Here is a 21,559-nt window from a genome sequence, read left to right on the forward strand (position 1 = left end):
TTCTTTTGGCGCTATGTTGTACAAAGTAAGATTGACAGCGTTGTCATTATTGCAAGGTTGAATGCAAAAAAATAACAAGGGGAATTCTGTGTTTACCAATAATTTTAAGAAAAGCTTACTGGCGGTAAACGTTGGTTTGATTTTGTCTGGTACAGCATCCATTAACATCGCCTATGCCGCAGACGAAAACCAAGCTAGCGAAAGTGTTGAAGTCATCGAAGTTCGCGGTATTCGACGCTCTTTGGAAGCGTCATTAAATACCAAACGTTTTGCTAATGCAGTCGTCGATTCTATTACGGCAGAAGACATTGGTAAGATGCCGGACAAGAACATTGCAGAGTCGCTGCAACGTATTCCGGGTGTGTCGATCACTCGTAACTTTGCGGGTGAAGGTGGTTCAGTGTCAATTAGGGGAACAAACCCTGAGCTAACCAACGTATCTTTAAATGGTAATTACGTAGCATCGACGGGTTGGTTTTCTCAACAAGCAATGACACGTTCATTTGACATGGATCTCATGCCAACGGAAATGGTTGCGGGCGTTGATGTATACAAATCGCCGACTGCTTCTATTGATGAAGGTGGTGTAGGTGGTACGGTGGTCATGCGTACACGTAAACCTCTGCAATTAGATTCATTAACTATTTTTGGATCACTTGAAGCACAAGATAATAGCATTTCTGATGGTACAGGTTACGGTGGAACTGGGCTTGTAAGTTGGAAAAACGATGAAGAAACGTGGGGGTTCTTAGGTGCACTATCCACGCTTGAAACGGTTGGCCGTGCGCATAAAGCAGAAAACTATTTAGACGACAGTTGGGCGGGTGCAGGTATTGCTGAGTTTAATCAAACTCGTAAACGTGATGCGCTGAATTTCGTTGTCCAGTACGCCCCAAGCGCTAATTTAGACATCTCGTTAAACTATTTCGGTGTCGACTTAGATGCTGGTAACTCGAACCAAAACTATTTGATTATCGCAGGCAGTGATGCTGCAGATTTTAATAGTAAAGTTACCGGTGCGACAGGTCTTTCCCCAACAGAAGGTTTCGCTGTAAATGGTACTTTTGCGGGAGGTCCTTATGATGACCAAAATACACGAAATGCTGAAGTGGACACAAAAGTGTATTCAGTTGATGTCGACTATAAAGCGGACAACTACTCACTAAACGCTAAGATTGGTAAAACAGAAGCATCTGGTGGTGATGGCGGCAACTATGGAATTGGTTGGACGTCGCAAGCACCTAACCAACAAATCATCTTTGATATGACTCATTCAAAAGACATGTTACTTCAGCCAGTTGGAACAGATGCAAGTAATCATGCAGAATACGTGATGGGTGTACCTAACGTTGTTGAAACAATTCGTTCAGACGAAGAATCTTTTGCACAAATTGATTTCGATTTCCCAGTTGAGTTTGGCGCTGTGACGAATATCAAAACCGGTCTAAAACTCCGTGACCACGAATTTTCTAGTTATGCTAATAAGTGGGATTTAGGTGCTGGAGTAAATCTTGATGCTAATGGCAATTTGCTTACTAAAGCTGATTTTGCAGATGGTACATTTGATCACTCTGGTGTGGGTTTAATTGACGGTTCTCCACGCAATGTTGCTCGTGTTGATGGCGATAAAGTACGTGCTCACGTTGACAAATTCAAGACGGGTTCAACGCTTCAAAAAGCTGGTTGGGGTAAAGTTAAAGAAGATATCTTTGCAGCTTATGTGCAAGGTGATTTTTCTGGTGAAAGTTACCGAGGAAACGTTGGTCTACGTTACGTATCAACAGAAGCCTCTGCACAATATTATGATTTCGTGAGCTTAAGCAGCATTGAAAAAGAAAAGAATGACTATGCCGATTGGTTGCCAAGCTTCAACTTAGCTGTGGATCTTGCGGAAGATGTAATTCTTCGCGCTTCTGCATCCAAAGTGATGAGTCGTCCTAACTACAGCTATATGAATCCAGCTTCGAGTTATAACGATACGACGAAAACCTATACACGTGGTTCGATTGACTTAGACCCATATCGCGCCACGCAAGCGGATATCGGTGTTGAATGGTATTTCAACGAGTCTTCACTTTTCTCTGTCACACTCTTCAATAAAGACATCTCATCATTCGTTATCTCAGGTGGTAAGGTGAGTAAATTAGAAGTGGACGGTGAAACCAGAATACTTAAAGAGAACGTTCAAGGCTTAGGTGGCAAGATAGAAGGCATAGAGTTCCAATATCAGCAGTCATTTGGCGACTTTGGATTACTTGCTAACGTTACTTATGCTGAGGGATATGGGCTTGCTAACCAACTTGATAGCAACGGTGCGCTTGTTGGCGTTAAAAAAGAAGGTTTACCAGGACTTTCTAAACTCACCTATAACTTAACCGGTTATTATGAGACTGAACTGGTTGCACTTCGCCTAGCTTATAACTATCGCGATGATTACATTGCAGAAAGTACAGGCATCGGTGGTAATGCATTCTGGGATGCGCATGCCTTCCTTGACCTTTCTGCGACATGGCATGTAAATGAAAATGTAGATTTAAGCTTAGAAGCGACAAACTTGCTTGAAGAAACAACCGTCCAACGTCTCAGTGTGTACAACGCCATGCGTTTACATGCAGACAATGGTCGTAACACGTACTTAAAAGTGTCTTATCGCTTTTAAGGTCGTATTAAAAGGAAGGCTTATGCCTTCCTTTTATGCAACTTTTCACTGACGACAAACCATTCGAAATAGACTGAAGTCAATGAGAGTATCTCCGTTTTTAGTCGCTTAGAAACATAATGATTCGTCAGCGACACTTCAATAAATTGAAAAGATTTGGTTCACATTATATCTACTCTGTTTTAATTTAACTTGAGTTGTTAGGGAGTTAAAATGACACAGCCAATAAATCACATCGTTATCGTGGGCGGCGGCACAGCAGGGTGGTTAACTGCAGCGACGCTTGCTAAACAACTTAAAGTGACGTCAAATACAAATAAGAAAGTCACATTGGTTGAATCGCCAAATATTCCTATTTTAGGTGTTGGAGAAGGTACTTGGCCTAATTTACGCGCAACACTCAAAAAAATAGGTGTTGCTGAAGCGGATTTTATGCGGGAATGTGACGCAACATTCAAACAAGGGGCATTATTTGTTAATTGGAATGTGCCCAAAAATGGTCAAACTCATCGTTACTACCATCCTCTAAATACAGTTAATCATTCTTCATACGATTTCAGTTTAGCGCCTTATTGGTTAATGAATAGAACCTCACAGCGTTACGACTACGCTGTAGCATCGCAAAGCCATGTTTGTGATGCTAATCGTGGCCCTAAGGAAATGACCACGCCAGAGTATATGGCGGTACAAGAATATTCATATCATCTAAATGCAGGTAAATTTGCGGCATTTTTAACTAAGCACTGCGTTGAAAAACTTGGTGTTAACCATGTTCTTGCGAATGTACAAGAGGTTGAACTTGATGCACAAGAGTACATTGTAAAACTTCATACCGATAGTGATACTGCACCAACAATTGACGGTGATTTATTTGTTGATTGTAGCGGAAGTAACCCAATTCTTATCGAAAAAACGTATCGTATTCCATGGCATGACATTAGTGATGTTATTTTTAATGATACAGCGATTGCTATACAGGTCCCGTATAAATCAGAAAATGTCACAATTCCAAGCCATACGATAATGACGGCACAAGATGCCGGTTGGATTTGGGATATTGCGTTGACTAATCGTCGTGGAGTCGGTCATGTTTTTAGTAGCAAATACACGACAATTGAATCTGCAGAACAAACGCTTAGAGATTATTTAGGTGATGATGCAAAGGGATGTGAAGCAAGAGTTATTCCGCTCAAATTAGGCTACCGAGAAAAATTTTGGCATAAAAACTGTGTCGCAATTGGTATGTCGGGTGGGTTTGTTGAACCGTTAGAAGCATCAGCCATATTTTTGTTTGATGCGGCAGCAAATATGTTAGCGGATCAAATGCCGGCCTCGCGAGAACACATGCTGTACGTAGAAAATAAATTTAATCGTTCATTTACAATGCGAATGGAGCGGACAATTGAGTTTATTAAGTTACATTACTGTATCTCTGACAGACGAGATACAGCATATTGGCAAGACAACTGCGATTTGAATTCTATCCCTGTTAACCTTCAAGAAAACCTTAAGGTCTGGAAAACTCGTCCTCCTACTCGTTATGATTTCGAACAAGCATGGGAGCCTTTTAATTTAGATAGCTATCTTTACGTGCTTTATGGATTAGAGTTTGACACAAAGATTGAGGCAAGCCACCCATTGATTGTTGATGAACATCTTGCTGCTAAAAAAATGACGGCTGTTGCTGAGTTATCAGAAAAGCTCGTGAAACATCTGCCTTCACACCGAGACTTACTTAAAAAAGTTCAACTCCATGGGTTTACGAGGATTTAAATTATGAAAAAAATTCTAATTGTTGGAGGGGGGACCGCGGGCTGGTTAACAGCAGCAAAATTGGCAAGGACACTGAGTGCGAATTCACCTGAAGGGGTCCAAGTTACCTTAGTGGAATCGAGCGATATACCAACGATAGGTGTAGGGGAAGGAACTTGGCCCACTATGCGTAAAACGCTAGCGAGTATTGGTATTGATGAAGCAACATTTTTAAATCGAACTGACGCGTCTTTTAAACAAGGCACCAAGTTTGTAAATTGGCATCAGCCCCCAATAAATGGCGTGAATCATCACTATTATCATGCTTTTACCTCCATTTTAGATAGCGCTGAACTCAACCTTACACCTTATTGGTATAAGTATTCGGAAGGTCAAAGTTATGCTGATACTGTCAGTGTACAACCCGCATTAAGTGAAGCAGGGTTGTCACCCAAGCTCATTACAAATCGGCCCTATGAAGGTCTTCAGAATTACGCTTATCATCTAGATGCCGGTAAGCTTGTGGAATTACTTAAAGAACATGCACAACAACAATTAGGTGTAAAGCACCTTATCGCAAATGTAGTGCAAGTTCATTCTGACGATACGGGAATTGCTTCGGTTGACACCGACAATGCAGGGCGTCTGATTGCCGATCTATACATTGATTGCACGGGTTTTGAAGCACTATTGATTGGCAAGAGTCTTGGCGTAAAGTTTTGCTCTATCAAAGATCAGCTATTGGTTGATCAAGCTATCGCGATACAAGTGCCTTATGAATCAGCAGAGCAAGATATTGCGAGTGCGACCATTTCTACAGCCCAATCCGCTGGTTGGATCTGGGATATTGGCATTCAGTCAAGGCGGGGCACGGGACATGTTTTTTGTTCTGATTATATGAGTAGCGATGAAGCAGAATCCATTCTTAGAACATACATCGGAGACGAAAAAGGAAAACTAAACGCCAAGCATATTAAAATGAATTGTGGCTATCGAGAAAAGTTCTGGCACAAAAATTGTGTTGCGGTAGGGCTTTCTGCCGCATTTGTGGAGCCACTGGAAGCCTCGGCTATTTTTTTGATTGAAGCTTCGGCAAATATGATCGCTGAACTTTTTCCTCGCAATGACCGTCAGATGAACCGCTCTGCTGAAAAATACAATCAGTCCTTTCACTTTCGTTGGCAACGAACCATCGATTTTATCAAGATGCACTACGTGCTTTCCAAACGACAAGAGCCGTTTTGGCAAGCGAATAAGTTGCCAAAGTCTATACCGCAAAGTTTGAGTCTAATGTTAGAAGACTGGCACGATAGGCCGGTGAGTAAATACGATTTTGAGCATGTTTTTGAGCCATTCCCTCAAGATAGTTATCAATACGTTTTAAATGGCATGGGATTCGAGGTTGATGCGCTAGCCTATCAGTTTGCTTGTCACCGAGATGAAGTCGCCAAACAATGTTTTGCCCACGTAGAACAGTTAAAACATAAAGCACAACAACAGTTACAAAAGAACCGTCAGGTGTTAAATGCAATACGCCAATACGGTATACAAAAAATGTAGGTAAGCCTAAACACGTTCGTGAGACTCGCTACTTTTATATAATGGGTCGCGAACGTGTTTAGTCTTTAATTTTTCCCACCAATCAATTTTATATATCCATTGTAGCGAGATAGACCGTCTTGGTTCAGTGGCTTACGTAACTGCAACTTACTCGCCGTCGCAGAATAGTAGTTTTTTTGATGAAAATTGAGCATCTCTGGATCAAAGTCAGCGTTCAAAAAGTGACATAGATCCGTCAACACTTCACTTGGGTTATGTACTAACTTCTCATAAGATAAATCAAACACTTGCTGGTGTTTATTGGTGAAATGTAGCCTTAAACTGTCGGCGAGTTCTGTGACGAGTTGGCAATGCTCAAAGTTGAAACTGTAGTGATGAAAAGGACTATTTGGCTGATAATGTTGTCTAAAATTAGCAATAGCAGAGTTTTTGCAGTCTCGATGTACAAAGACAAAACTGGCTTTAGGGAACGCTTTTGCGAGTATATCGACAAACAAATAATTGAATGGAAACTTGTCAATGCCGCGTTTTCCTTGGCTTAGCGATAGATACATTTCGCGATATCGACGACATGCCTCACCGGTGATGTATTCTTGTTTTAATGCTTCTAGAGTTTGAATCAAGTTGTTGTTGACACCTAAACATTGAGGGAAGGTAGCGAGTTCACCTAGCGCTTTAAAATGGTCTGAATGAGACAAAAGCTGTTCAGTAAGACTTGTGCCAGAACGAGGCACGCCTACGACAAAGATTGGCTCAATATCATCAAAGGCCTCAAATTGAATAGGGGTATTTGTAGCCCCTTTAAGTTCTTCAATGAAACGAACATATGTTGCATTGTCAAAACCAATTAGACTTTCAACAGCAACTTTACTTAGATTGAAACAATGCCAAGCAGAATCAAGCTCTCCTAGTTTTTCAAATTCGAGCGCAAGGGCGTGGTATAGGTCGTACTGTGCCTGTGGAATAGTACTGCTTTGGGTTAACAACTTTTCTAATTCACCAATTCTTTCCTGAGAACTCGTTGAGTCAGAAAGTTCAGAAAGAGCAACTTGAGCTCGAATGAATGCAGGGTGTTTTTTGCATAGTTTGACCAATATGCTATGTGCTTTTTCTACATTTCCTCTCATTTTTTCGTTTATTGCGAAATTAAGACTGATGTTGGGGTTGTCGGATGCGGCATTGTAAGCTCGCTCGAAAAATACATTGGCGCTTGCAAACTGGCTCAAACGCAGGTGCATGTTAGCAATGGTATCTAACTCCACCGCCACGAGGGTACTCTCGGGCGTAATAGCATCTAAGATTGCTTTTGCTTGTAATGGTTGATTCGAAAACAATAAGAGTTTTGCTTTTTCTACGGTGTATTTTGAACAAGGTTGGATGCTAAGGCATTTGTCTAAAATGGCGATGGCTTTCGCAATATTTCTCAATTTTATGTTAAGTATCGCGAGCACATAATACGCAACGTGATCTTCAGGATACTGACTGAGATGTGACACAATAGCTTCATGCACAGGTTTAATTTTGTTTTGTTCGATTGCGTCAAGTAAGGCTTGGTAATTCAACATAGAAGAAAGGGGCTGCCGCCCCTCACCATTTAAATTTCAAAGTTATAGGTGACTTTAACACCAATCGTACGAGGCTTGGTAGTATAGTGACCATATACTCGCTGAAGCTCAGGCAAAGCTTTGTTTAACTCTTCAAAGTGACCCATTCCAGCCCAAGATTTATCACGACGCACAGAGGTAAACGCGTATTTATCGAATAGATTATCGACATATACGGTCGCTGACCACGAATCTTTGGCAAATTTTGCACTTAGGTTACTAAGTGCGTAACCCGGTAAAATTTCGCCATCGGCTTTCAAACCAACTTTCGTGTAAATGTCGCTTTGAGCGGTAATACCGTAGTTAATGTTCACCATGGTATCGCCGAAGACTTCCTGTTCATAACTAACACCGAATGATGCTTGGTGTTCAGGCGCCCCAGGTAAACGGTCGCCTTTACTGCCGTTATAATAAGGCTGATAAAGCGCGATTTGTTCAGGAGTGTAACCGTCGTCTTCTTTAAACACTCTAAATAATGCAGGGGCATCTTCCGTTAACTCTGCTTTTGCATAGGAATAGGTTGCGTAGACAGTCCAGTTATCCGATAAAATTGCGCGAGTTGATAATTCAACCCCCTTTGAATTAGCAGCGCCAGCATTTGAGGTAATGATTTCTTGACCATTGACCGTGACAGCTGAAATTTGAGCGTCGTTCCAATCAACGCTAAAGAGCGCAGCATTGAAATGCAGGCGATTTTTAAACCATGTTGACTTAAAGCCAAGCTCATAGTTTGTCGTTGTGTCAGGCTGGTAATCTAATTCATGAGGCAGAGCACAAATAATTTGTTGGTCAGGTAATGTTTCTGGGCAGGCTTCTAAGCCATTACCGCCGCCAAGACGGAAACCTTCGCTCACGGTAAAATACGTAAGAACACCGTTATCTAGAGTGTAGTTAGCATTAAATTTAAACAAACTACCGTTGTCGTTCGCATTTATAGACTCGAGTGTAATTTGGTTGAAATCACTAACATCACCACTATAAAGAGGTGTAGCCGAACCCGATGACGTAGTTACGTCATACTTATAAAAACGCGCACCAAGTGTGACATTGAAAGCATCTGTGATTTCATAACCAATCTCGCCAAACAACGCAGACTCTTTGCTGTTGGTTTCGCTCAGCGCAATATATTCCAAATCCGTTTCGATATTTGGGATGCCACCACCCCAAAACTCAGTCAATCCAGGAGTGTATTCACGGTCATCTGACTTACTCTCAACCTTGTTGTAGTAAATTCCCGCGATCCAGTTAAGCTTGCTATCACCCTTTGAAACTAACCGTATTTCTTGCGTGAAGCTGTCTTGCTTGCTGGTATCTTTTGTTAAAGCTGTAAATGTTGGGTAGTCAGCGTAGCCTGGCCAAATATCGTAAAGAAGATCCGTTTGATCGCGTTGACCTACTTGGTCATAGCTTGACCAACCGGACGCTGATACTAAATCGGCAAATTCTAAATCAGCATTAATTTCTAAGCTAAGAAGATCATTTTTTTGCTCATTTGGTTCTTCAACACGATATGCTGATTCGTAACGGCCAATAGTACCATTGAGCGGGTGGCTTGATGCGAGTGATTGGTATTGTGTTATTGCATTGCCGCCATTTTCTTGCTTTTGGTAAAAGTAATTTAGTGTCGCGTTGACTGATTCAGTTGCTTCCCAGCGAACAGAAACTCGTGCAGTTGTAATTGTTTCATCGTTTGCGTCTTCGACTTTACGTATGTTTTCAGTAACGTCTTGTTTGTCGGTCCAATTTGGATCTTGATTACTAAAGCCTGGATTTTTCGACACATAGTTGTAATCAATGAAGCCTGGATTGTGATAACGATTCAAGCTCGTGCGCACAGCGAGTTCATCTTGGATCAAGGGTAAGTTAAAGACCACACCGAGTTCATTACCCGTTGAACCGCTCTCATTCATTGAAAAAGCATCCGCGGAGACTGAGCCTTCAATCATGTCCAACACAGGGGCTTTTAACATATAGCGAATAGCACCGCCGAGTGTACCTGCACCATATAGCGTACCTTGTGGCCCAATTAAAACTTCGACACGTTCGATGTCGGTCAACCTGAGATTGAGGTTAAGAGGGATTTCACCAAGGTAAGTTGCGACTGTGCCGGAATCAGAAGCGCGTTCAGAAGAGTTGGTATTAAGACCACGAACAATGATCGGTGACCCTTCGCGGCCACCTTGGTCCGTTACGGTTAGACCAGGTACCCAACGCGCAACATCTTCCAAGTCGCCAATATTTTGATCACTCATTACATCAGCATCAACAGCTGTGATGTTTAACGGTGCTTCTTGGACCGTGCCTGCACGACGTGTGGCTGTAACTTGGATAGTTTCAATGCCTTTGTCTGCCGACGCTTCATCAGCGTAGGCATTCGGCACGTCATAAATATTCGCAGCAATGGCGAGCGCAACTAAACTCGGTTGTAGTTTTTTTATCAACATTTTAATCCTCAATCCTGTTATTTGTTTTTAGCAACCCAATAACTAAACATTGTGTAAACAGATAAACAAGACCAGCAAAAGTGGTACAAATATGATTATGCAAGAAAGATGGGATTATATAGGTTTTTACCCACATTATAAGGGTTTTTATGCAAAAAATATTGCAAAATTTTATTGGATTATAATGTTGTTAAATATGTAAAACAGGGAGTAGGTATGTTTTGTTTTCATGTTAACAGTTTGCCTTTTGCATAATAATGTCGTTTTTGTGGGAGTTTAGTTGCAAATACTCAAAGTGAAAGGGTGGTTAAAAATTCACCTTGAGTATATGGATATGCACTAAATGTTATCTGTGTGCTTGCGCTAACTCAAAACGTTTGTCTCGTTTTTAGCTAAAATAAGGTTTTAACAACTAACTAGGAAGTCGTAATATGTTTATTGCATTAAGCTGGGATCATGCGATAGCACAGCACTTTATCTCATGGATTGTCGTAGAATGTGGGGGGTAGGTGAAAAGTTCGGTTTACCTCAGGCTTTACCTCCGAGGCGAGATGTCGCTTATTTTTGTGGAGAAGCCGCTGAACATGACGCAAAGGCGTTTGCTGAATTCAAAAATAGCCGTTTAGTGAATTCAGTATCACTGAGTTATGAACCATATCTAAGCCCAAATCATGGATACTGCCACTATGCTTGGGATCATTGTTATTTACGGGAACTCATTAAGTTTGCGGTGCTTTATTGGGAAAACGGCAAACATCAAAAACCAACACCAACTCGAGATGATGTAGCCTACTTTTTATGTGATTCAGAAGGTGAACAAGATGCAGCCTTTTTTGCTCAGCATAAACTAAACGAGCGGCGTTAGCCCTCAACCGCGGCGCTTGAATGTGCGAGTTTACGTTCTAGATCCTGCTTAACGATGTCTAGTGCGTCCAGTGCTTGAGCTGGGTGAATGTCATTTTGCTCAAGCAACAGGATTAAATCAACGGCAAGTTGAATATGAACAGGGGCACTTTTCAACTCGCTCATTCCTTAACCTCGGTACGTTTTTTTGCAACTTGAGAAATTGCGACATCAATCGCCACATCGACTCGCTTCTCCATTTGAATTCGTTCGTGTTGTGACAAATAAAAAGCCATATCAACATCATAACGAATATATCGAGACGGTAATTGGTTTAATACAGTGCAACAGAAGTCAGCCATCACATCTTCGTCATACTGTTTATCAAGTCCTTTCGCGACGATTTTATCGAGCATGATCTTTTCGTAGTAGTTATGAACATCATCATGTAATCGCATCTTTTAACCTTCCCTAACTTGTTAACCCTAAATGAGTTTATACCAAGTTAATCAGGTTATCGAGTAATGCATTAAAAAGTTGGTTGTGCGTTTTATTTAGCCGTTCAGTATTTCGCTGATAACCGCCACCAAGCGCGATGGCAATGGGTAAGGATGCTTCAAAACAGCGGCTCAGTACGATGTTATCTCTGTCTTTTACACCTTGGAGGCTGACCTTCAATAAGCCCAATTCGTCATGTGTTGAGATGTCGGCTCCAGCGTTGTAGAGGACAATATCGGGTTGATAAAGGCGAATAGCTAAGTCTAATGCTTCGTGCACTGTGTTTAAGTACGGAGTGTCATTCGTTCCGATTGGTAGGGGAAAGTCGAGATCAGATTGAGCTTTTGAACGTGGGAAATTTTGCTCACAATGAATAGAACAGGTAATGATACTTGGATTATGCTCACAAAGTAATGCGGTACCATCACCTTGGTGAACGTCGCAATCAAAAATAAGAACTCGGTCAACCAACTCTTGATGTATTAAGTCATGTGCAACCACAGCAAAATCGTTAAATATGCAAAATCCAGCCCCTGCGGCGGGCAAAGCATGGTGGTAGCCGCCTGACAAGTTTACAGCCCAATTATGATTAAGGGCATATAAGGCACTTTGCCGAGCGTTCTCCAGAGAAATGAGAGTGCGGTTTACTAGTTCGGGAGACCAAGGGAAACCCATTTTTTTAACCGCTGTTGGGTCTAAGCATCCAGCTAGAAACGCGTCGACATAATCGGATTGATGACATAATTTAATTTTACTTACGTCGATTGGGTCGTCACGAAGTCGGAGTAAAGGCGCAAGCTCTGACGCTAACAAGGTTTCATAGAGCGTTCGATATTTCTCAATTGGAAAACGATGCCGCTCAGGTAAGTCTAGATTGGAGTAACTTGAGGAATAGAAAATCATGACCGACTTTGTTTCTCAGCAAAAAGAATTTTCTCCTCCGTTGCTGCGATGGCTTTTCGACATCGACCAAGTCGCATATGTAGTGCGAAAATTTCTTTATTTAATTTCTCTACGTCAGTTTTGCTTGCGTCATCGAGGAGCCGTTTTCGCTCTTCTATCATGTCCATCAGACGTCTTTCAAATTCGTGATTCTGTGAAAGCTCTTGATAAAGTTCATGCGATGACTGCATGATTCTCGTAACAGCTTTTCGATATTGTTGTTGCTTCTGAGTGCTGGGTTTATTTTCTTTTGCCCAAACAGGTGTTGATTTTAGTACTTTAATAACGGCTTCAATTTGTTCACCGATTTTGGTGATAGCAAATTGATACGCATGACGATGAGTTTCAGGGGGCAGTGATGCGAGTGATTGTACTATTTCATCAACGTAATCACGTAACTTAAGACTTTTACTTACGAACAATCGATTACTAAAAAGGCTTGGCTGAGACTGAATGTAGCGGTTTTTATCAAACCATTTAGCCTTATCAAATTCCTCCGCTTGAGAAACGAGATTTTCGACATGCCATGTTAATTTGTCGACCGCTTTCATCATTTATAAATAGGCCTCGTAAATTAACTTTATTGCCAGAACTATCACCACACTATTAAAAATAGGCTTAATGAGCTTATTGCCAAACTTAATCGCAGATTGTGCGCCAAACCACGCACCACACATTAAAAAAGCCCCCATTGAAATGCCCAGTAAGAAGTTAACGTGGCCTAGTGCAACGAAAGTAATGAGCGAGATAAAGTTGGAGACAAAGTTCATTGAACGAGCCAAACCACAGTTCAACAAAAGGCTCATTTTATAAAGTAGGCTGTTTGAAGCGGTCCAAAACGTACCTGTACCTGGGCCTGCCATACCATCGAAAAAACCCAGACTGAGTCCTTGTATCCACTGTTTAAGTTTCAAAGATCGAGTAACGTGAGGTAAGTTGTGACTATCTGAGTGGCTTAACGTTCCAAACAAACTGTAAAACGCCACGGCAATAATAATAACGGGAATAAGCTTATTGAGAAAGTCGATGCTCAAATGATCAACTAAAAGCGTCCCTAACAGCGCACCAATTGCAGTCGCAAATACCGACTGCATCCAAAACTTAAGGTCAAACAGACGTTGACGATAGTAGGCAAAACTCGCGGTCACTGAACCAAAGCTTGCAGCGAGTTTATTTGTGCCGAGTGCAAGATGAGGGGGGAGGCCAGCGGTTAATAATGCAGGCACCGTAAGCATACCGCCACCACCGGCAATTGCATCAATAAAGCCTGCAGCCATAGCAACGGCACACAACAAAGCCCAAGTAGCTGGTTCTAAGGCAAATTCCATCATTAATATTCTATTTTCCGAGTAAAAGGCGGGAGTGAATCCAGCATAGATTGACCGTACTTCTTACTGATAAGTCGACGATCCAAAATAGTAATTCTGCCAAAATCAGACTCTTTGCGCAGGAGTCTACCACAACTTTGTACTAATTTCTTACAGGCTTCGGGAACCGTAATAGTCAAGAAAGGGTTCCCGCCTTTACTTTGGACAAATTCTGCCTGAGCTTCTTCAACGGGTGAGGTAGGCACTGCAAATGGAATTTTTGTAATAATCAAATTTTCAAGATACTTACCCGGTAAGTCGAGGCCCTCGGATAAACTTTGCGTGCCGAACAAAATACTGCCATTGCCACCATCTATTTTTGAGCGGTGCAGTTGCAGCGTTGATTCTCGTGACGCTTCACCTTGAACGAGTAACGACCATCCTTTTTTCCGAAGTGCTTTCGCAACATGCTCCATTTGCCAATAAGACGCAAAAAGAACAAGGTTTGCCCCTTGTTTGTCTAAATGTTTTGGCAAGATTTGACTTAGATAGTCACTGTATTTTGTGTCAGTAGGTTCAACATCCATTTTTGGAATATGTAAGATAGCTTGTTTCGGATAATCAAAAGGAGAGGGCGCTTTGATGAATTTCACGCCAGGCTCCTTCGCCAATCCACTTTCATAGGAAAAATGATCAAAGTTTCCAAGAGCTGTTAATGTTGCTGAGCAGAGGATTGCACCTGCACACTTTTGCCAAAGCTCATCTTTTAAATAAAAGCCCACTTCTATCGGACAATCACACAGCAAATAGTCGTGGTGATTCTTATAAACTAACCGTTTTATCCAACGTGCGTGGGTTTTACTTTCAGCTTTTGATGCGTAACAAAACCAGAGTTTGTTTAAAGATTCTAAGCGAGAAATGTATTGGCCTGATTCTAATAGTGCAGGTTCCCCAATAGGACCTTTAACGTCGCCATCGGCCATGTCAGAAGTAAGCGCATCATGCATTTTTGTGAGGCATCGAAGTGCGTCCAATGTCGCTTCTGCAATACTACTTGCCTGGTTTAATAGACTCTCAGGTATTTGACCGTGGGCAAAGCGATAGTGTTCATCGTCGTTGTATTCGTAGTCAGCGTTGTCGAGGATGTCTCTCACTTGTTTTAAGTGTTTGGTTGCATCATTTATTGCGTCGTTTAACTTGAAGTTCTGCCCAATTGCTTTTTGAGATACGATAAGCGCGGATAGCTTACCGCTAAACTTTAACAGTTTCTCGAGCCATTCTATTGTTCCCTTGATAGTCGCTGCTGCAGAAGAAAAGTCTCTAGTAATCGTTGGTAAATGATGGGCTTCATCAATGACGTAATAGGAGTCTTCTAACTCAGGTAAAATCTTCCCGCCGCCCAACTCTAAATCAGCCAGTAACAATGCATGATTTATGACGAGTACATCCATCTGCAGAATTTTTTGCCGAGCGAGGTGGAATGGGCAAGTTTGGTGCGACTTTAATTGTCTCTGACAGGCATGTTTATCGCAAACGATGAGATTCCAAACCGTCTCGGGAATAGCACTTGGCCAAGAGTCTCTGTCCCCACTCCATGTTTTGCTAAAATAGCTTTTTTGAAGATCTTCAAGCAAGGTTTGTTCTTGATTCGTTAGCGGTGATGCGAGTGTTGGAAGAAAGCTACTCTGAGAATCCTCTTGAAAAACGCTCGATAATTTTTGAGCGCAAATGTACCGTTGGCGACCCTTAACTAAATCAAACTTAAAATCCAAGCCAGAATGCTGCTGTAGGAAAGGTAATTCTTTACCGATTAATTGTTCTTGTAGCGCGACAGTTGCTGTTGAAATAATCAGTTTCTTTTTCTGAGAAAGGGCAAGCGGAATCGCGCCAAGTCCATACGCCAATGATTTACCCGTTCCGGTGCCAGCTTCGATAACACAGATGCGTTGCGTGCGATGATATTCACCAGCCAGCGTCTTGGCGATTTCCGCGACCAAAAAATTTTGACTAGGTCTACTTTTATAGTCTGGTAATTGCTCTGCGATCCGTAAATGAGCATCGCGAATCGTTTTTTTAAGTCTGTCGGATAGCATTCGTGTGAATTCGAGTTCTTAAATTAATATGTATATACTTACAGTGTTCGACATTGTAGGTGGTGAAGTAAGTTGACACAAGTTGTAATCGAAGGGTTCTTGTTATCGAGGCAAACAGTCACAACAAACGGTAAAACGTATGTTGTGCTGTGGCTGAGTTCATCGCAAGGGCCAATTAAAGTTATCTCAGAACCACAGCCAGCGGTGCTTTTTATACTAAATAAGCATGTTGAACGAGCACAGCGAATTTTACGGACAAATAGAATTGCGAGCACGTTTCGGACGTTAAACTTAAAGCACTTTAATGGCGAGGCTGTATCTGCCTGCTACTTTGACGTTCTAAATGAATTTTACACCGCTCGAGCGTTGTTAGAAGAATCATTGCCAATTTATGAAGATGACGTTCGTGTAGCTGATAGATTTCTAATGGAACGGTTTATCAAAGGCGGAGTTTGGGCTGCGGGTGAAATGACGGTTAAACACAGTTACATAGAAATCCGTAACGCAAAAGTTAAGCCCAATGAACGTTATGTGCCCGAACTTTCCGTAGTTTCTTTAGATATTGAGTGCAGTATTAGTGGCGTTCTTTACTGCGTTGGTTTGAAAGGCGAGTTCGGTAACAAAGTTATCATGATTGGAGACAATTCTGATGCTGCTGTAAATGGCGAGCTTGAATGGGTAAAAGATGAAATTGCGCTTTTTGAACGGTTAAATGGGTTCTTTCAGCAACTTGACCCCGACATCATCATCGGCTGGAACGTAATAGAATTCGATTTTAGAGTGTTAAAAGAGCGCGCAGATGCATTGGGGATCGTTCTCAATATTGGTCGTAACAATGAACCTGTGTATCTACAGCAAGGCCAATTTGTCAAACTGACGGTGCCTGGTCGTGTCGTGTTAGATGGTATTGATACACTCAAAAACGCAACTTACCAATTTGAAAGCTTCAAACTCAATCGAGTCGCCGGAGAAGTTCTGGGTGAAAATAAGTTAATCAGCCATGACGATCGGATGGAAGAAATCAATCGCTTATTCAAAGAAGATAAGCAGGCTCTCGCGCTATATAACCTTCAAGACTGTGACTTGGTGTTAAAAATCTTTGATAAGCTACACCTTCTCGAATTTGCCATTCGCCGAGTACAGCTTACAGGGCTGGAACTAGAACGAAAAGGCGGTTCGGTCGTCGCGTTTACTAATCTATATTTACCGCTGTTACATCGAAGTGGTTACATTGCGCCCAATTTAGGTGAGCATGGACTCAGCTTCGACAGCCCCGGTGGCTACGTGATGGACTCAAAGCCGGGTCTTTATCAGAATGTTATTGTGCTCGATTTTAAAAGCCTTTATCCATCCATTATCCGTACCTTTTTGATTGATCCTTTGGGTCTTATATTGGGATTAGCTAACGATAATTCTGAAAATACAATTGAGGGTTTTAACCATGCTCAATTTTCCCGGATTGATCATCATTTGCCCAGCCTAGTTGCGACATTAGGAGAGGCTCGAGAAAAAGCTAAAAGCGAAAAAGACGCTCAACTGTCGCAGGCAATCAAAATTATCATGAATAGCCTTTATGGTGTGCTCGGATCGAAAGGTTGTCGTTTCTATGACCCCAGACTCTCCAGCTCGATTACTTTGCGAGGGCATGAAATCATGCAGCAGACTCGACATTGGATTGAAGAAATGGGGTACGAAGTAATTTATGGCGATACGGATAGTACATTTGTAAACCTTTCTGAACACTTAGAGCATCAAGATTGTGTTAGGATTGGAGAAAGAATTGTTGAAAAAATAAACCATAATTGGCGATGCGAACTTCAACAACGATACAGACTAGAGAGTCATTTAGAGCTTGAGTTTGAAGTACATTATCAGCCTTTTTTTATGCCAACAATTCGGCACCTTGCGACGGGCAGCAAGAAACGTTACGTCGGAAAAGTCGCAGGAAGTAGTGATAAAGACTTGGTTTTCAAAGGTATGGAGACGGTACGAAGTGACTGGACAAAGTTAGCACACTTGTTCCAACAAGAACTCTTTGTTTCATTATTTGAAACAAAGATGCTTGCAGATATTTATTTACGTTACAAAAATAAATTAACAGCAGGGGAGTTTGATGAACTATTAATTTACAAAAAGAGGATGCAACAATCACTAGAACTTTACACAAAAAATATACCTCCTCACATTAAAGCGCTTAAGCAGGCAATCGCAAATGGCGAAATCTCAATTCCAAAGCCTGGGTTTATGGTCGAATACGTTCAGACTATGCAAGGTCCTAGACTTTTTCCTTCATTAATATCAATAGATTATAATTACTATATAGAAAAGCAGCTGAACCCTATTTTTGACATGGTTAAAGCGTTTGACCTTTCTTCGACCTCTGTGGATGCCCAACAAGTACTCAGCTTTTAATCGTTAATAACTTTCTGATTCATTGACAATATTTCTCATTTGTTTCTAAAATGAAAACTAACACTTTGTGCATGTTGCAAATATATAACTAAATAGTGTTGACCTGATGTTGTTAATTTGTTTAGTATTTCGTTTGTCTGGTTTCTATTGTGTAAGCAATAGGTACTAACAAAGCTAAATATTATTAAAAAACCACAGCTAGTGGCCCAGGGAGAAATAAATGTTAAACAATAAAATTACAAAAGCAGTTCGCTTAGCGATCGCTTTTGGTGCGGCTTCTACCGCAATGGTATCTGCAAGTGCTGCAGCACAAGGTGCCGAAGAAGAAAAGGTAGAGCGTATTGAAGTAACAGGTTCTGCAATCAAACGTACTGATTTAGAAGGTTCACTACCAGTTCAAGTTATCGGTGCAGCTGACATTGCAAAAACTGGTGTTACTAACGTAACTGACCTAATCCAACAACTTCCTGCAATGCAAGGTTTCACTACATCTGCTGATTCAGTAGGTGGCGGTGGTGGTGGTATCTCTACTGCTTCAATCCACGATATCGGTGAATCTTACACGCTTGTACTATTAAACGGTCGCCGTATTGCTCCTGCAACGTCAGGCGGTACTGTTAACCTTAACGTAATCCCTGTTTCTGCTATCAAGCAAGTTGAGGTTCTAACTGATGGTGCATCTGCACTTTACGGTTCTGACGCTATTGCTGGTGTTGTTAACTTCATTCTTAAAGACAACGTTGATGTAACTACTTTCTCAGCTCGTTACGACCGTCCACAAGAAGACGGTGGTTCTACGTTCACTTTCAACGTGTCTACTGGTTTTGGTGATTTAGACCGTGACGGTTTCTCTTTAACTGCTGCATTCACTCATGAAGACCAAGAGCAATTAAAAGCAAAACAACGTAAATTTGGTCAAACTGGTATCCTAAGCTTTGAACACCCAGATTTCGCTGACCCACTTTATTTCTTCAACGGTTCAGGTAACGCTATTCCAGGTAACGCGCGTATCCGTTACCAAACACGTAACGCTGATGGTGAGCTAGTTTCAACTCAAACTACTTACAACCCATATGCAAACAAAACTGGTGCTTGTGCACAAGACACATCTGCAATCGGTGCTGCATGTTGGTTTGACTACACGTCTACAATCGAACTAGTGCCTGAAAACAAATTGGACAGCGTTGTACTAAACGGTTTGTTCAATGTTGCTGACGACGTAACTGGTTTTGCTACTGCAATGTACACAAAAACAGCAATGACAGCACGTATTGCTCCTTACCCAACAGGTTTCTTCAACCTTGATATGAGTCTCTGATCTTGTTAAGAATGAAGTTCTTGCTAACCTACCATCAGGTATGACAGCAGAAGAAATCGCGTCTATTGACCGTGTTCAGGCTCAATGGCGTTCACTTCCTGCTGGTAACCGTACAACTGAGTACGAAACAACTGCGACACATATCGTAGCAGGTCTTCGTGGTCTAACTGGCGAAATCGATTGGGAAGGTGCGTTCACTTACTCTGTGAGCGATCAAGATCAAAACTACCCAACAGGTTGGTTATTACTTGACGAGTTCTTAGACGTTATCGGTACTGGTGCGGTTAACGTATTTGTTCCTAACGAAGAACTTGACGATGCAAGCCGTCAAGCGCTAGCTCCAGCTATCTACCACGGTAACTGGGAAAATACAAAGATCACGATGAAAGGCGCGGACTTCAAAGGTTCAATGCCAGTATTTGATCTTCCAGGTGGTCTTGCTTACGTAGCTGCTGGTGTTGATTACCGTGATTACACGTATGAAAACTCACTATCTGAAGCAAACCAAGAAGCTAGACTACTATTCTTAGAAGCTGGTACTTCATACGATCTACAACGTTCACAAATGGGTATCTTCGCAGAACTTGATATGCCAGTTATCGATGACGTAACAGTGAACATCGCTGGTCGTTACGATGATTTCTCAGGCGTAGATGCTGCTCAAGTTGGTAACTACACTGGTGAAGTTGGCGAAATCAGTAAAGGTGACAGCGACTTCACATACAAGTTGAGTGCTCGTTGGCAGGCAACTGAAGACCTATTACTACGTGCTTCATACGGTACAGGCTTCAAAGCACCTTCACTACTTGCAATCGCACGTCCACAAGTTGATTTCGGTGTAACAAGTGGTAACTATGTATGTCCATTCAGCCCATCAGACGCGCTATATCAAGCATGTCCTGATAAGCAAGGTGGCCGCGTACAGTACGGTGTATACCAAAAAGGTAACACAAACCTGAAATTCGAAACGTCTAAGCAATCAACTGTTGGTATCGTTTTCGCTCCATCTACTGGCTTCGGTATCACACTTGATTACTGGCAAGTAGAAATGGAAGATCGTGTTACTCAGTTAACTGAAGACCAAATCTTCGCAGATCCAGTTCGTTACCGCGACCTATTTACTACACGTACAAATGCTGCAACGGGTGACCAAGAATTGGCAATCATCCAATCTTCAGCTAACGTAGGTAGTGCAAAATACTCAGGTGTTGACTGGAGTGTTGATTTGACTAACGACCTATCGTTCGGTCAATTGAAGACTCGTTGGTCTGGTACTTACACAATCGAAAGTACATATACTCGTCCAGGTACAACTGACGACTGGATCACTAGCTTAGGCCGTTTTGGTGACGACCAAGAAGTTACATTCCGTTTGACTCAACAGATTTCTTCTACGTTGAGCCACGGTGACTTCGCTCACACTGTACGTCTAAACTATAAGTCTGGCTACCAAGACCAATTCCAATCAGCTGATGACTGTGCGGTTTCATTGGTTGATGCGTTTGGTGACTGTGTAAGCGTACAACTACGTGTACCTTCTTACACTCTAATGGACTATCAAACAGTTTATAACTTCGACGATAACACAACAGTTACGTTCGGTATTAACAACCTGTTAGATAAGCAACCACCAATGTCACTACGTACAGGTGGTGCTGGTCACCAAGTTGGTTTCGACCCACGTTATGCTGATGTATACGGTCGTACATTCTACCTACAAGCTGATTACAGATTCTAATCACTTGAGTTAGAAGTTAACTGAAAAGGGCCAGCATTGCTGGCCTTTTTATTGCCTAGATTTTATTGCTGAGTTGTATTTTATTTAGTTACACCTCTTAGGTAATTCCTGACAGGAATATATCAATGACATCTTGATTCGTTTCGATAGCGTGAGCTACATATAACAGAAGGTCTCTCTGTTGGGATTGAGTAAAAGCGATGAAAAGTGATTTTTGAAGCGACAACAGCCAGTTTCTAGCCGAAATAGGCTGGTTGTTCAAGTATGAACATCATTAACAGACAGCGTTTCTAAAAAACGGGTAAGAAAAATATTGTGCTCGCGAGAGTATAGGCTATTTTTGAACTATTTTAAGCGCGTACCTTTATTGGTTAACTTTTGTTGACTTT

Annotated in this window: 15 protein-coding genes; 7 read left to right on the forward strand and 8 right to left on the reverse strand. The window is 41.7% G+C overall.

What is annotated here, in order from left to right; translation table 11 throughout:
* Window positions 1–88: 88 nt before the first annotated feature.
* The 3 genes from J5O05_RS16870 to J5O05_RS16880 all read left to right on the forward strand — a co-directional run bounded on the left by J5O05_RS16870 (window position 89) and on the right by J5O05_RS16880 (window position 5,971).
* Window positions 89–2,659, forward strand: a complete 2,571-nt coding sequence (locus J5O05_RS16870; RefSeq protein ID WP_208843054.1) for a TonB-dependent receptor — start codon at window positions 89–91, stop codon at window positions 2,657–2,659.
* A gap of 213 nt (window positions 2,660–2,872) precedes the next feature.
* The gene (locus J5O05_RS16875) at window positions 2,873–4,432 is read left to right on the forward strand and encodes a tryptophan halogenase family protein (protein ID WP_208843055.1); all 1,560 of its coding nucleotides are present in this window, start codon (window positions 2,873–2,875) and stop codon (window positions 4,430–4,432) included.
* Between the two features lie 3 nt (window positions 4,433–4,435).
* A complete protein-coding gene (locus tag J5O05_RS16880; protein ID WP_208843056.1) occupies window positions 4,436–5,971 on the forward strand; it encodes a tryptophan halogenase family protein in 1,536 nt (511 codons plus the stop codon).
* A 65-nt stretch (window positions 5,972–6,036) separates the two neighbouring features.
* Here J5O05_RS16880 and J5O05_RS16885 read toward each other — a convergent pair whose 3' ends face one another.
* Both J5O05_RS16885 and J5O05_RS16890 read right to left on the reverse strand, forming a co-directional pair.
* On the reverse strand, window positions 6,037–7,536 hold the full coding sequence (locus J5O05_RS16885) for a tetratricopeptide repeat-containing sulfotransferase family protein (RefSeq protein WP_208843057.1): 1,500 nt from the start codon (window positions 7,534–7,536) through the stop codon (window positions 6,037–6,039).
* Window positions 7,537–7,565: 29 nt separating this feature from the next.
* Window positions 7,566–10,019 carry a TonB-dependent receptor gene (locus J5O05_RS16890; protein WP_208843058.1) on the reverse strand — a complete coding sequence of 818 codons (2,454 nt, stop codon included), beginning with the start codon at window positions 10,017–10,019 and terminating at the stop codon, window positions 7,566–7,568.
* Between the two features lie 481 nt (window positions 10,020–10,500).
* Between J5O05_RS16890 and J5O05_RS16895 the strand changes: the two genes are divergently transcribed.
* Window positions 10,501–10,884 carry a hypothetical protein gene (locus J5O05_RS16895; RefSeq protein ID WP_244369701.1) on the forward strand — a complete coding sequence of 128 codons (384 nt, stop codon included), beginning with the start codon at window positions 10,501–10,503 and terminating at the stop codon, window positions 10,882–10,884.
* Here the strand turns inward: J5O05_RS16895 and J5O05_RS16900 are convergent.
* Genes J5O05_RS16900 through dinG form a run of 6 tightly spaced genes read right to left on the reverse strand, consistent with a single transcriptional unit; the run spans window position 10,881 to window position 15,702 of the window.
* Window positions 10,881–11,048 carry a DUF2496 domain-containing protein gene (locus tag J5O05_RS16900; protein ID WP_208843059.1) on the reverse strand — a complete coding sequence of 56 codons (168 nt, stop codon included), beginning with the start codon at window positions 11,046–11,048 and terminating at the stop codon, window positions 10,881–10,883. The genes J5O05_RS16895 and J5O05_RS16900 overlap by 4 nt on opposite strands.
* Window positions 11,045–11,320 (reverse strand): late competence development ComFB family protein, encoded by a 276-nt coding sequence (locus tag J5O05_RS16905; protein ID WP_208843060.1) that lies wholly within the window; start codon window positions 11,318–11,320, stop codon window positions 11,045–11,047. Before J5O05_RS16905 ends, J5O05_RS16900 begins: the two co-directional genes overlap by 4 nt.
* A gap of 37 nt (window positions 11,321–11,357) precedes the next feature.
* Window positions 11,358–12,263 (reverse strand): histone deacetylase family protein, encoded by a 906-nt coding sequence (locus J5O05_RS16910; protein ID WP_208843061.1) that lies wholly within the window; start codon window positions 12,261–12,263, stop codon window positions 11,358–11,360.
* The gene (locus J5O05_RS16915; RefSeq protein WP_425281507.1) at window positions 12,260–12,856 is read right to left on the reverse strand and encodes a primosomal replication protein; all 597 of its coding nucleotides are present in this window, start codon (window positions 12,854–12,856) and stop codon (window positions 12,260–12,262) included. The genes J5O05_RS16910 and J5O05_RS16915 overlap by 4 nt, the downstream gene beginning before the upstream one ends.
* The gene (locus J5O05_RS16920; RefSeq protein WP_208843062.1) at window positions 12,857–13,633 is read right to left on the reverse strand and encodes a TSUP family transporter; all 777 of its coding nucleotides are present in this window, start codon (window positions 13,631–13,633) and stop codon (window positions 12,857–12,859) included. It abuts the gene before it with no gap.
* Complete coding sequence (gene dinG / locus J5O05_RS16925; protein ID WP_208843063.1) at window positions 13,633–15,702, reverse strand: ATP-dependent DNA helicase DinG; 2,070 nt, start codon at window positions 15,700–15,702, stop codon at window positions 13,633–13,635. The genes J5O05_RS16920 and dinG overlap by 1 nt, the downstream gene beginning before the upstream one ends.
* 72 nt (window positions 15,703–15,774) lie before the next feature.
* On the opposite strand from dinG, the gene J5O05_RS16930 reads away from it, so the two are divergent.
* The 3 genes from J5O05_RS16930 to J5O05_RS16940 all read left to right on the forward strand — a co-directional run bounded on the left by J5O05_RS16930 (window position 15,775) and on the right by J5O05_RS16940 (window position 21,170).
* Window positions 15,775–18,114: a DNA polymerase II gene (locus J5O05_RS16930; protein WP_208843064.1), complete on the forward strand. Its 2,340-nt coding sequence runs from the start codon at window positions 15,775–15,777 to the stop codon at window positions 18,112–18,114.
* A 220-nt stretch (window positions 18,115–18,334) separates the two neighbouring features.
* Window positions 18,335–19,432 (forward strand): TonB-dependent receptor plug domain-containing protein, encoded by a 1,098-nt coding sequence (locus J5O05_RS16935; RefSeq protein WP_208843065.1) that lies wholly within the window; start codon window positions 18,335–18,337, stop codon window positions 19,430–19,432.
* Window positions 19,433–19,472: 40 nt separating this feature from the next.
* Window positions 19,473–21,170, forward strand: a complete 1,698-nt coding sequence (locus J5O05_RS16940; RefSeq protein ID WP_208843066.1) for a TonB-dependent receptor domain-containing protein — start codon at window positions 19,473–19,475, stop codon at window positions 21,168–21,170.
* The last annotated feature ends 389 nt before the right edge of the window (window positions 21,171–21,559 follow it).

The organism is Pseudoalteromonas xiamenensis (genome assembly GCF_017638925.1).
Lineage (GTDB): Bacteria > Pseudomonadota > Gammaproteobacteria > Enterobacterales > Alteromonadaceae > Pseudoalteromonas > Pseudoalteromonas xiamenensis.